9 protein-coding genes and 2 tRNA genes are annotated in these 11,597 nt (G+C 66.1%); 4 read left to right on the forward strand and 7 right to left on the reverse strand.

Going from position 1 to position 11,597, the window contains the following annotated elements; genetic code table 11:
* The first annotated feature begins 1 nt into the window (after nucleotide 1).
* Nucleotides 2-880 (forward strand): anti-sigma factor, encoded by an 879-nt coding sequence (locus ACQ3DC_RS01285; protein WP_430751361.1) that lies wholly within the window; start codon nucleotides 2-4, stop codon nucleotides 878-880.
* Between the two features lie 100 nt (nucleotides 881-980).
* Here ACQ3DC_RS01285 and ACQ3DC_RS01290 read toward each other — a convergent pair whose 3' ends face one another.
* The 4 genes from ACQ3DC_RS01290 to ACQ3DC_RS01305 form a co-directional block, all read right to left on the reverse strand.
* Nucleotides 981-1,760, reverse strand: a complete 780-nt coding sequence (locus tag ACQ3DC_RS01290; protein ID WP_157241744.1) for a PIG-L deacetylase family protein — start codon at nucleotides 1,758-1,760, stop codon at nucleotides 981-983.
* Nucleotides 1,761-1,764: 4 nt separating this feature from the next.
* Nucleotides 1,765-2,718, reverse strand: coding sequence for an electron transfer flavoprotein subunit alpha/FixB family protein (locus ACQ3DC_RS01295; RefSeq protein WP_157241743.1), 954 nt, complete (start codon nucleotides 2,716-2,718; stop codon nucleotides 1,765-1,767).
* Between the two features lie 14 nt (nucleotides 2,719-2,732).
* Nucleotides 2,733-3,524 carry an electron transfer flavoprotein subunit beta/FixA family protein gene (locus ACQ3DC_RS01300; protein ID WP_104998470.1) on the reverse strand — a complete coding sequence of 264 codons (792 nt, stop codon included), beginning with the start codon at nucleotides 3,522-3,524 and terminating at the stop codon, nucleotides 2,733-2,735.
* A gap of 275 nt (nucleotides 3,525-3,799) precedes the next feature.
* A complete protein-coding gene (locus ACQ3DC_RS01305) occupies nucleotides 3,800-5,350 on the reverse strand; it encodes a trypsin-like peptidase domain-containing protein (protein WP_157241742.1) in 1,551 nt (516 codons plus the stop codon).
* 283 nt (nucleotides 5,351-5,633) lie between these two features.
* On the opposite strand from ACQ3DC_RS01305, the gene ACQ3DC_RS01310 reads away from it, so the two are divergent.
* The 3 genes from ACQ3DC_RS01310 (at nucleotide 5,634) to ACQ3DC_RS01320 (ending at nucleotide 10,113) form a co-directional block, all read left to right on the forward strand.
* A complete protein-coding gene (locus tag ACQ3DC_RS01310; RefSeq protein WP_430751362.1) occupies nucleotides 5,634-7,673 on the forward strand; it encodes a TPM domain-containing protein in 2,040 nt (679 codons plus the stop codon).
* Nucleotides 7,674-7,779: 106 nt separating this feature from the next.
* Nucleotides 7,780-8,571, forward strand: coding sequence for a PspA/IM30 family protein (locus tag ACQ3DC_RS01315; RefSeq protein ID WP_157241740.1), 792 nt, complete (start codon nucleotides 7,780-7,782; stop codon nucleotides 8,569-8,571).
* A 108-nt stretch (nucleotides 8,572-8,679) separates the two neighbouring features.
* A complete protein-coding gene (locus ACQ3DC_RS01320) occupies nucleotides 8,680-10,113 on the forward strand; it encodes a cryptochrome/photolyase family protein (RefSeq protein ID WP_421092250.1) in 1,434 nt (477 codons plus the stop codon).
* A gap of 19 nt (nucleotides 10,114-10,132) precedes the next feature.
* Here ACQ3DC_RS01320 and ACQ3DC_RS01325 read toward each other — a convergent pair whose 3' ends face one another.
* The 3 genes from ACQ3DC_RS01325 to ACQ3DC_RS01335 all read right to left on the reverse strand — a co-directional run bounded on the left by ACQ3DC_RS01325 (nucleotide 10,133) and on the right by ACQ3DC_RS01335 (nucleotide 11,456).
* Entirely contained in the window at nucleotides 10,133-11,065 is a 933-nt protein-coding gene (locus ACQ3DC_RS01325; RefSeq protein ID WP_323056593.1) for a cytochrome b/b6 domain-containing protein, read from the reverse strand.
* A gap of 141 nt (nucleotides 11,066-11,206) precedes the next feature.
* Nucleotides 11,207-11,280, reverse strand: a tRNA-Met gene (locus ACQ3DC_RS01330).
* Nucleotides 11,281-11,382: 102 nt separating this feature from the next.
* Nucleotides 11,383-11,456 (reverse strand) — tRNA-Met (locus ACQ3DC_RS01335).
* Nucleotides 11,457-11,597: the final 141 nt, after the last annotated feature.

Consider the following 11,597-nt stretch of genomic DNA (forward strand, 5'->3'; position numbering starts at 1 on the left):
GATGAGTGACATGAACCATGGCCGCGACGGCCGTCCAAGTTCGTTTGGTGACACCGTAGCCATGGACCTGGCTTCCGGCCGGGCCGTGGACCTGGCGGAGCTGTATGCCCTGGACGCGGTGACCGACGAAGAACGCCGGGCGATCGAGCAGTACATCTCGGCTGCCCCGGAATCGGAACGTACCCTCTTTTTCGACCGGGTACGCCAGGCAAGGGAAACTCTGGCCAGGACTTTCCGGGTCGAGGAAGAGCCGCCGTCCGACCTTTTCGACCGCATCGTCGCACAACTTCCTGCACAGGACAACCACCCGGAAGCGGACGGCCCGGCCCCCGCAGCGGGGCCTGCCGCCGCGCCCGCCGGGCCGTCGGCAACAGGGCAGCCGGTTGCCGGGGACGAGCTCGCCAAGGCGCGGCAGCGCCGGGAGGAACGGCGACGGCCTTCCGGCACCCGCCGCTGGCTGGCCGGAGTGGCCGCCGCGGCCGCCATCGCCCTCGGCGGCGTGGGAGTGGGTTCATACCTGGCGGACCTGAACGATCCCATCAACCAGGTGGTGCGGGCAGGGGACCTGCGGGAGGCCTCGGTGGATGTGGCCGGCGGCGGCACCGCCACCCTGCTCATTTCGTCCTCCGAGGATGCCGCCGTTGTCAAGATGAACGGCGTTCCTGCGCCGCCCGCCGGCAAGGTGTACCAGATGTGGCTGATCCCCAAGGATGGTTCGGCACCCGTATCCCAGGGCCTGATGGACGAGGAAGCCCTTTCCAAGCCGGCTGTGGTGGAAGGGATCTCCTCCGCAGCGGCGCTGGGAATCACCGTGGAGCCGGCGGGCGGGTCCCGGTCGCCCACGTTGCCCACGGTGGCTGCCGCACCCTTGGGCGCCTAAGGGGAACGCTCCCGCACCAGCTGAAAGCGCCCCGTTCCACCTTCCGGAAGGACATGGAACGGGGCGCTTTCGCCTGTGGTCTTCCCACCGGGGAAATGTGTCAGAAGCCCGCGATGGTTCCCGGACCGTTGACCGCAACCACATGGAATGCCTCGGCGCTTCGCCCCTCCGGCAGGCCGGCGCGTGCGGCATTCAGCTTCATGCCCCGCCGGACGGTTGCCTCCATCGCCTCCACGTCGGGATGCTGGCTGACGTGGACATGGATTGCCCGAAGCTTGGACTCCACGTGCTCCGTGACGTCCACAAAATGGTTCTCCCGTTCTTCCGGCCCGGCATAGAGCCACAGCCACGGCAGTTTGTAGGCCCCCAGGCCGGCTTCCGCCAGTTCAGGGTAGGCGAACGGATTCTCCACTGCCGGGTAGACAGCACGCGTCACGGCCTCGCCTACGGCCAGATGGTCGGGATGGCTCTTCTGGATGCGCTTCCAGTTCCGTTCCGGGTGCATGGAAAGCACGACGTCGGGACGGATTTCCCGAATCAGTTTCACCACGCCCTTCATCACCTCGTGCGACGGCTCAAGGTAGCCGTCACGCTGGTGGAGGTAGTGGATGTCAGTGACCCCCACCAGTTCGGCGGCCCGGCGCTGTTCAGCGTCGCGCAGGGCGATGATGTCCGCCCGGTGGGCGGGGTCGAAGCCGCCGGCGTCGCCGTCGGTCATGATGCAGTAGCTGACATGGACTCCGGCCGCCGTCCAGCCGGCGATGGTGCCCGCAGCACCGAAGTCGATGTCGTCGGGATGTGCCGCAAAACAGAGCACCCGCCCAATCCGGTGGATGTCCGGGTTGAACGGGCCCTGTTCCTGTGCAGGAGAGGAAGTCAAGGAGTCAGCCTTTTCGCTTCTTGATCTCGGCTGTGGCCTGCGGGAGGACGTCGAAGAGGTCGCCCACGATGCCGAAGTCCGCGATCTCGAAAACCGGTGATTCAGCGTCCTTATTGACGGCTACGATCACTTTCGCCGTCTGCATGCCGGCCTTCTGCTGGATGGCACCGGAGATTCCCGCCGAGATGTAGAGCTGCGGGGACACCGTCTTGCCGGTCTGCCCCACCTGCGCGTCATGGCTGATCCAGCCGGCGTCGGTGGCGGCACGGGAGGCACCCACGGCTGCGCCCAGCGCGTCGGCAAGTTCCTCAACCGGACCAAAGTCGCCATCAAGGCCGCGGCCGCCGGCGACGACGATGCGGGCGTCGGTCAGGTCCGGGCGCCCGCTGGCTACTTTCTGCTCCCGGGCGGTGATCCGCGCGGCCGCGGCGGTGCTGCCGGCGGGAACGTCCACCGTGGCCGTCTCCGGTGAGCTTGGCGCCGCAGCCGGCTCCGGGGTGACGTTGTTGGCCTTCACGGTCAGCACGCTGACCGCGGTGGAGGCCTTGCAGGCGGTGTTGTAGGAGCCCGCGAGGACTGACTTGTGCGCGGTGCCGTCAGCGTCCACGGCTACCACGTCGGTGATGACGCCGGCGTTCAGGCGGATGCCCGCCCGCGCGGCGATCTCCTTGCCCTCAGGCGAATTGTCGAGCAGGACGATGCCGGCCCCGGCCTGTTCAGCCGCAGCTGCCAGGTAGGCAGCCTTCGGGGCAACAAGGAAGTCATCGAGGTCCCCTGCCGAGGGGAACAGCACCGTGCTGACGCCGTACTCGGCAAAGGTGGCCGCAACGTCGTCGTGCAGCGTCCCGTTCAGCGCAACTGCCGTCTCGCCGAGTGAGCGGCCCAAAGTGAGCAGTTCAAGGTTGCTCTTCTTGAGCGCAGCCCCGGGGTTGTCAATGAATACAAGTACTTTTGCCATGTCTGTGGTCCCTCTTAGAGCAGCTTCTGGGCGGCCAGGAAGTCAACGAGCTTGATGCCGGCATCGCCTTCGTCGGTGATGATGGTCCCGGCGGTCCGGGGCGGACGTTCCTCCGCACTGAGCACGCGGGTCCAGGAACCGGCGTGCCCCACCTGCGCCGGGTCCACACCGATGTCAGCGAGGGAGAGCGTGGTGATGCTCTTGCGCTTGGCTGCGATGATGCCCTTGAAGTTGGGGTAGCGCGGCTCGTTGATCTGGTCCGTCACGGAGACGACGGCCGGGAGCGGTGCTTCCACCGTCTCGGACGACGTGTCAGCGTCGCGGCGCGCGGTGAGGCGTCCGCCGTCGACCTCCAACGTGGAGGCGAAGGTGACCTGCGGGAGGCCGAGCCGTTCGGCCAGCTGGGCGGGAACGAGGGAGGTTTCACCGTCGGTTGACGCCATGCCGGTGATGACCAGGTCCACGCTGCCCAGGTGCCGGACTGCTGCTGCCAGCGCCAGGGACGTGGCGGCGGCGTCCGAACCGGCCAGTGCGTCATCCGTGAGGTGCACGCCCTCGGTCGCCCCGATCTGCAGCGCCTTCTTGATGGCGTTGACGGCGCCCGAAGGGCCCATGCTCAGCGCGATGACCTGGTTGCCTGCCTTGGCTCCCCCGCGGGCTTCGGCCAGCTGCAGGGCTGCCTCGAGTGCGTATTCGTCAAGCTCGGACAGGATGCTCTCGTCGCGGTCAGTCGTGTAGTCCTCCCCATTGAGGTGGCGGTCAAACTGCGCGTCCGGTACATGCTTGACCAGGACGATGATCTTCAATGTATCTTCCACTGTATTTACAGCAGCCTTCCATGCTTGTGGACAGCCAGCCGGGTGAGGTCATGGCCGCGGAATGCCCCGGCATACGGGTAGCTCCTAGCTAACCATATAGGCGCGCCCCGGCGCCCTCTTCCGTTAACGCCTGTGTCAGTGGGCTGGACATGCGCGCCGCTGCCCCCGCTGCCCGCCCATCGTTTAATGTCCGACGGCGGCGCCCCCAAGGTGGGGACGCCGCCGTCGGGCATTGCTGACTACGCCTTGGCGGGCCGCCGCTGCTAGCCGGCAGCGGTGCCGAGGGTGACGTCGAAGGTCTGTTCCGCGCCGTTGCGCAGGACGGTGATCTTCACGGTGGCACCGGCACGCTGTTCGCGGACAGCCGCGGTCAGCTGGTTGGGTTCACCGATGGCGAGGTCGTTGAACTTCGTGATGACGTCGCCCACCTTGATCCCGGCCTTGGCCGCAGCCGAGTTGGCTTCCACCGTGGCCACGTCCGCGCCGACCGAGAACTCGGACGAGGTGCTGGATGCCGCCTTCTTCCGAACGCTGACGCCCAGCTGGCCATGGGAAGCCTTGCCGGTGTCAATGATTTCCTGGGCGACGCGCTTGGCGTGGTTGATGGGGATGCTGAAGCCGACGCCGATGTTGCCGCTGGTGGACGATGCGTTTGAGCCCGCTGATGCGATGGCCACGTTGACGCCGATGATTTCGCCGCTGCTGTTCACCAGGGCACCGCCCGAGTTGCCGGGGTTGATGGCGGCGTCTGTCTGGATGACGTTGATGGAAATTTCGCCCTGGTTGGCCGGCTGCTGGCTTTCGCCGCCGCCGGGAGGTGCGAACTGGAAGCCGCCGCCATCGTCCTCGGCCTTGTCGCCTTCCGGTGCGGCGGCGGAGGCCACGCTGATGGTCCTGTTGAGGGTGGAGACGATTCCGTCGGTCACGGTGCCTGTCAGGCCCAGGGGCGAACCGATGGCAATGGCGGTGTCACCCACGTTCAGCTTTCCGGAGTCGCCCAAGGTCGCCGGGGTGAGGCCGGAGGCGTTGTCCACCTTGATGACCGCGAGGTCGGACAGCGGGTCGGTGCCCACGAGTTTGGCGCCGAGGACACGACCGTCACTGGTACGCACTTCGAGCGCGGCGTTGGCCGTTTGGCCGTCCAGGGTGACCACGTGGGTGTTGGTGAGGATATGCCCCTGGTCGTTGAGGACGATGCCGGAGCCGGTGCCGCCGGCGCTGCCGGTGGACGCGCTGATGGTCACCACGCTGGGCGACGCCTTAACGGCAGCAGCCGTGATGGCATTCACGTTGTCCTTGTTGTTGACGATGACCGTGCCCGGCTGGCTGTTGCCGGTCACCGTCGAGCCGGGAGCGGTGTTAACCAGTCCCGCGGAACCGACCGTGGCCACTCCGCCTCCCACCAGCCCGGCAGCGAGGATGCTGGCCACCAGCGTACCGACGCCGAACGAGGCCTTCCGCCGCGGCGCGTCCTTGGGGTTGGGGGCAAGGCCCACGGCTCCGTACTGGCCGCCTTGGCCGTAGAAGCCATGGCCGGGCTGCGGTGCCTGCTGTTGGCCGGGGGCCGGCTCCTGCGAAGTGTTCTGTCCGTAGAACGGCTGCCGCTGGGGATAGACCGGACGCGGAGCGCCGGGGATCTCCTGCGTGGGGTTGTCCCCGTGCCGGTCCAGCCCCTCGGTGGGGTACTCCCGAGGGCCGGGTTTACCGGTTCCGGCAGCATTGCCCTCCGGCTGGCCGGGGTGCTGCTGCTCCCAGGGATCCCGGTCCGGGCCGTCGTTCCTCGGGCCCTGCCCGGGCGTCTGGTTCTCAGTCATGGGACTTCCTTTCATCCTCGTCTGCATTAACTATGGACTCCCCGGCTGGAACAATCTCTTATGTTTGCTGAGAGCTTGCTGAAGACTTTCCAGCCCCGGCGGCGGTGGTTCCGGCGTTTCGCTGGTGGCATAGTCGGGCCGATGGACTGGCTCTGGGGTGCACCATAGAATCAAGATGAATTGCCACAGCGACCTGCGGCTTCACACCAAGCGTGGGGGCGCTGTGCATTCTCAGACGACCGGTTCGTCCCGAACTGGCGTCAGGCGTGCTGAAGGGTTGCACATGCGGTCAAAGTTCAAACGTATCCTCGCCGTGATCGGCCTAACCGCTTTCCTGGCGATGCCCGCCGGCGCGGCCTGGGCCGAACCACCGGTCACTTTGGATCCCGCAACGAAAATTGTGGATCCGTCGGGAGTCCTGGGTTCGAAAAAGGGTGAGGTCCAGGACGCCATCAAGAAGCTTGGTGCGGACCACGCCACCGTGCTGCACGTCGTCATCGTCAAGAAGTTTGAGAACCCCGCCGATCGTGAAGCCTGGTCAGATGCGGTGGCCGAAAAGGCCAACCTCGGATCCAATGCGCTGATTTTCGCGGTCGCCACCGATACCAGGCAGTACGTCCTCAACAAGGGTGGCAGCAAGATCACCACCGCCCAGATCGAGAACATCAAGAGCAAGGCAATCGGCCCGCAGCTCGCGAACAACAACTACGCGCAGGCGGCGATCAACGCCGCAGCGGCCATTGGTGATGCAGCCGGGGGCGGCAGTGGCAATGTCCCCGGTGATGGTGCCGGAGCGGCTGTCCTGGTGGGAACCGGAATTGTTGCTGCCGGTGGTGCCGGCGCCTACCTTTATTTCCGGAACAAGCGAAAGAAGGCCGCAGGACAGGCGGCGGGCGCGGGACACGGCGGACAGGAAGCTCCGGCGGATCCTCTGGCCTCGCTGAGCATCGAGGAACTGCGCCGCAAGAGCGGCTCCCTGCTGATCGAGGCGGACGACGCCATCAAGTCCAGCGAGCAGGAGCTTGGCTTCGCCCAGGCGCAGTACGGAGATTCCGCCGTCGGGAACTTCACCAAGGCGCTGGCCGAAGCCAAAGCCCACCTGAGCGAATCCTTCAAGCTGCAGCAGCAGCTGGACGACCATATTCCTGACACCGAGGAACAGCAGCGGACCTGGCTTGTCGAAATCATCCGCCGGTCCGAAGCCGCCCTGACCTCGCTGCAGGAGCAGAAAGCGGACTTCGATTCCCTGCGCGAACTCGAGAAGAACGCTCCGCAGGCCCTGGCCACGGTCAACGCCGGGGCGCGGGAAGCAGACGCGAAGATCAACACGGCCGAGCAGTCACTCACTGCGCTGCGCTCAAAGTATGCCGAGAGCGCCCTCACCCAGGTCTCGGACAACATTCTGCAGGCCAAGGAGCGCCTGGCGTTCGTTCAGAATGCAACCGCCACCGCGCAGCAGAAGCTGGGTGAGGGCGAGGACAGCCTGGCCGCGGTAGCTGTCCGGGCAGCCGAGGAGAGCCTGCACCAGACGAACGTCCTCCTCGATGCCATCGCCAAGGTTTCATCCAACCTCGACGAGGCCAGGAGCAGCCTCGAGAGTGCCGTTGTGGACACCTCGCAGGACCTCGCCCAGGCAAGGGCCATGGTCCAGTCCGGGGCACACCCGGAACTGGCCGGACCGGTGGCCGGCGTCGAAAGCGCCCTCGCGCAGGTCAAGGCGGAAATCCAGGGCGGCAAGATTGACCCGATCGCCACATTGCAGCGGGTGGAAACTGCCCACCAGTCGCTGGACCAGGCCCTCAGCGGCATCAGGGACCAGCAGGAGCAGGCGCGCCGGGCCCAGGCCTCCCTCCAGCAGACCATCATGTCCGCCCAGGCGCAGATCAGCGCAACGTCGGACTACATCACCGCTCGCCGCGGCGGTGTGGGCACTGAGGCACGCACCCGGCTTGCCGAGTCGCAGCGGAACCTCGATTACGCCCTGTCCATCTCGCGCACCGATCCGGTCACGGCCCTCACCTACGCCCAGCAGGCCCACGCGCTGGCGGCGCAGGCCGCCCAGCTGGCGCAGGCGGATGTGGACCACTTCGGCGGCTACGCCAACCAGGGCTACGGCCGCGGCGGGATGTTCGGCGGTGGCGGCGGCGGGGGCCTGGGGGGCGCCATCCTGGGTGGCATCCTGATCAACTCCATCCTCCATGGAGGCGGCGGCGCAGGCTGGGGCGGCGGCCACAGCGACGGCGGCGGCTGGGGCGGCGGCGATTTCGGCGGCGGAGACATGGGCGGCTGGGGCGGCGACTCCGGCGGCGGCGGGGACTTCTAGACGCCCGGCTGGCCCAAAGGCTGTGCAGTCCGGCCCACGGGCACGCACCACATAATTGTTCACTGGATTCAGTGGTCACCACAGAGCAGGACGAAAGGGTAACACCATGGTTAAGCAGTCCATTTTCGGCCGCATCGCGCAGCTGGCAAAGGCTAACGTCAACTCGTTGCTGGACAACGCTGAGGATCCGCAGAGGATGCTGGACCAGATGGTCCGGGACTACACCAACAACATCGCAGAAGCAGAGTCTGCCGTTGCCCAGACCATCGGCAACCTCCGGATGCTCGAGGACGACTACAACGAGGATGTCAAGAACGCCCGCGACTGGGGCAACAAGGCACTCGCGGCCTCGCGCAAGGCTGATGAATTCCGCGCCAGCGGCGACGTGGTGGACGCCGAGAAGTTCGACAACCTCGCCAAGGTAGCCCTGCAGCGGCAGATGGCCGCCGAAAATGAGGCCAAGGGCGCGGAGCCGAGCATTGCTTCCCAGCGCGAAGTGGTGGAGAAGCTGAAGACCGGCCTGGACCAGATGAAGGGCAAGCTCAACCAGCTGACCAGCAAGCGCAACGAACTGGTGGCCCGGTCCAAGACCGCTGCAGCGCAGTCCCAGGTCCACGACGCCATCAAGAGCATCGACATCATGGACCCCACCAGCGAGGTTGGCCGGTTCGAAGAGAAGATCCGCCGCGAGGAAGCCAAGGTCCGCGGCCACGAGGAGCTCGCAGCTTCCAGCCTGGACGCCCAGTTCAACCAGCTTGAAGACCTCGGAGAGCAGGTGGAGATCGAAGCGCGCCTGGCCGCCCTGAAGTCGGGCAATTCAACCAAGCCGGCCCTCGGCACTTCAGGTTCCGCGGCCTCGGCATCCACCGTCGAGGAAGCTGACTTCGACAAACTCTGAACGGAGGCGGGACATGCCGCCACTTCCGTCGTGAAGAAGTAGGGCCGGGGCCACGGACGGGCCCCGGCCCTTCCTGTCCCTGTCCCTGTCCCTGTGTAGCGTGGTGCTATGGACTCCTCCGGTGTGACCTCGATCGTCTGGCTTCGCGACGACCTTCGGCTGGACGACAATCCGGCCCTGGTGGAAGCGGCTGCGCTGGGCCTGCCCCTGACGGTCGTCTTCATCCTCGACGAGGAGTCCGAGGGCGTCCGGCCACTCGGCGGGGCCACCCGGTGGTGGTTGCATCACTCCCTCACCTCCCTGGCGGCGGCGCTCGAGGCCAACGGCTCCCGACTGGTCCTCCGCCGCGGCCCTGCGCAGGAGGTAATCCGCCAACTCGCCGCCGAGACCAACGCAGGCCACCTGTTCTGGAACCGCCGCTACAGCCTGCCGGAACGCACACTTGACGCCGCCGTCAAGGCGTGGGCCGGAGAAAACGGTATTGAAGCCTCCAGCTACCAGGCGAACCTCCTGTTTGAGCCATGGACGGTCCGCACCGGTGCCGGCGGCCCCTACAAAGTGTTCACACCGTTCTGGCGGGCCTGCCTCGCGAACGGTGACGTGCGCGGCCCCCTCGACGCTCCGCTGAAGTTGCCGGCGCCGCCCAAGGGAACAGGTGGCATGCCGGCCGGGGACGAGCTTGAGGGCTGGCAGCTCCTGCCCTCCTCCCCCGACTGGAGCGGCGGGCTGGCCGAAACCTGGGAGCCTGGGGAAGAAGGTGCCCACCGGCGGCTGGAGGATTTCCTGGACGGTCCTGCACGGGACTACGGCACCGGCCGCAATGTGCCGGGGGTGGAAGGAACAAGCCGCCTGTCTCCGCACCTGCGCTTCGGCGAAGTCAGTCCTTTCAGGATCTGGCGGGAAATCCGCAGCAGCTTTCCGCGGGAGGTGCCGGCCGACGTCGGGATCTTCCGTTCCGAGCTCGGCTGGCGCGAGTTCTGCTGGCACCTCCTGTACACCAACCCGGAACTGGCCACCCGTAACTACCGGGCGGAGTTTGACCGCTTTGAGTGGCAGTCCCTGGGCAGCGAGGAACTGAAGGCCTGGCAGCAGGGCCGCACCGGATATCCGTTCGTTGATGCCGGGATGCGGCAGCTCTGGCAGACAGGCTGGATGCACAACAGGGTGAGGATGGCGGCGGCGTCCTTCCTGGTCAAGAACCTCCTGGCGGATTGGCGGACCGGGGAGGCCTGGTTCTGGGACACCCTGGTGGACGCCGACGCCGCGAGCAACCCCGCGAACTGGCAGTGGGTCGCAGGCTCAGGAGCGGACGCCTCCCCGTACTACCGGATCTTCAACCCGGTGACCCAGAGCAAGAAGTTCGACGCCGCCGGGAACTACCTGCGCCGCTACATCCCTGAGCTGGCAGGACTGGACGGAAAAGGCATCCACGAGCCGTGGAAGGCCGGCGGTGACCTGCGGGGGTATCCCGCTCCCCTGGTGGACCTCCCGGAGTCCCGGGAACGGGCACTCGAGGCCTACCAGCGGCTTAAGGACGGCTGAAATCCCAGGCGGGCCTGGGTCAGCGGCTGACCTTGCCCATCAGGGAGGCGACGGGCCGCAGGAAAAGCGGGCGGGCCAGGAACCAGGCCGCCACCATGACCACCACCGAAGCGAGGAAGACCCAGAAACCGAACCACCCGTCGTTGTCCTGCACACCGTACATGTGGTTGAGGTTGCGGAGGGCTCCCGTGGCGAGCACCAGGAACACGTGCACCACGATGAACGCCACGAAGTAGATCATCACGGGGAAGTGCACAGCCCGTGCCCATTCAATGGGGAAGGCCTTGTTGAGGCCTGCCGCCTTTTTGGGCCAGGCACCGGACATGCGGAGGCCGGTGATGAAGGCCAGCGGAGCCGCGATGAAGACGGTCACGAAGTACGTCAGCAGCTGAAGCGCGTTGTAGTTGATCCAGCCGTTCTCGGTGGGCCAGTCCAGCGAGGCATACTGCAGGGCGGCCGACAGCGCGTTGGGGAAGACGTCCCAGCTCGTGGGAACAATCCGCATCCACTGCCCGGTGGCAAAGAGCAGTACAGCGAACACCAGGCCGTTGAGGATCCACAGCGCATCGAGTGTCAGGTGGAACCACAGCTCAAGCGTGATTTTGGCGGGCGGGTTCTTGGTCTTGATCAGGCCCTTGTTGTTCCGCGTCCAGTGGCCGCTGGGACGGGTGGTGGTGCGCACCTGCCACCCGGTCCGGATGATCAGGAGCAGGAAGAAGGCGTTGAGGAAGTGCTGCCAGGCAAGCCAGGCAGGAAAGCCCACGGGAGCAGCGGCCGGAAGCCCGGAATGTCCCGGATAGTCGGCAACGAAGGAAGCCACGGCAGGAAGGCCCATCAGCCACCTGGTAATCAACACCACGAGGACCAGCCCTCCCAGGGCGGCAGGTACCCCCCAGTAGAGTCGCGACCGCTTACCCGCCGCGGTACCGGGCTTCTTCGTGGGTGTGGACATCGAACAACATTCCTCTCGAGAATGACTGGCCAAGTGCTCACGACGTGTGAGGCTCTGCGAAAGAGAATACTAGGAACTACTCGTATCCAAGGAAAAAGAAGACCCCGGCCGGCTGATATGCCGGTCGGGGTCTTCTCATAGTTGCGGGGACAGGATTTGAACCTGTGACCTCTGGGTTATGAGCCCAGCGAGCTACCGAACTGCTCCACCCCGCGTCGCTGAAACAACACTACCCTATTTTCCCGGCCCGCTTTTCCACCTGCCGGGGAAACAAAAAAGTCCGGACACTGTTTCCAGTGTCCGGACTTCCCCATCAGTTGCGGGGACAGGATTTGAACCTGTGACCTCTGGGTTATGAGCCCAGCGAGCTACCGAACTGCTCCACCCCGCGTCGCAAGATCTACTTTACCGGCACGTGAACTCCAGGCCAAATCGGAGCGGCGTGATGTCCGTCTCGCCAAAACGGACGCGGGGGCGGGGGCGCCCACGCGGCCGGGGCGGCGGCCGCCGCCGGGCGGGGTGGCCCAAACCG

The sequence above is a fragment of the Paenarthrobacter sp. NEAU-H11 genome, assembly GCF_050573415.1.
Classification (GTDB): domain Bacteria; phylum Actinomycetota; class Actinomycetes; order Actinomycetales; family Micrococcaceae; genus Arthrobacter.

What these genes read in the sequence shown, in the direction of transcription:
- ACQ3DC_RS01285 (WP_430751361.1), top strand. Translation starts at nt 2, where the DNA reads ATGAGTGACATGAACCATGGCCGCGACGGCCGTCCAAGTTCGTTTGGT.
- ACQ3DC_RS01315 (WP_157241740.1), top strand. Translation starts at nt 7,780, where the DNA reads ATGGTTAAGCAGTCCATTTTCGGCCGCATCGCGCAGCTGGCAAAGGCT.
- ACQ3DC_RS01310 (WP_430751362.1), top strand. Translation starts at nt 5,634, where the DNA reads ATGCGGTCAAAGTTCAAACGTATCCTCGCCGTGATCGGCCTAACCGCT.
- ACQ3DC_RS01325 (WP_323056593.1), bottom strand. Translation starts at nt 11,065, where the DNA reads ATGTCCACACCCACGAAGAAGCCCGGTACCGCGGCGGGTAAGCGGTCG.
- ACQ3DC_RS01305 (WP_157241742.1), bottom strand. Translation starts at nt 5,350, where the DNA reads ATGACTGAGAACCAGACGCCCGGGCAGGGCCCGAGGAACGACGGCCCG.
- ACQ3DC_RS01320 (WP_421092250.1), top strand. Translation starts at nt 8,680, where the DNA reads ATGGACTCCTCCGGTGTGACCTCGATCGTCTGGCTTCGCGACGACCTT.
- ACQ3DC_RS01295 (WP_157241743.1), bottom strand. Translation starts at nt 2,718, where the DNA reads ATGGCAAAAGTACTTGTATTCATTGACAACCCCGGGGCTGCGCTCAAG.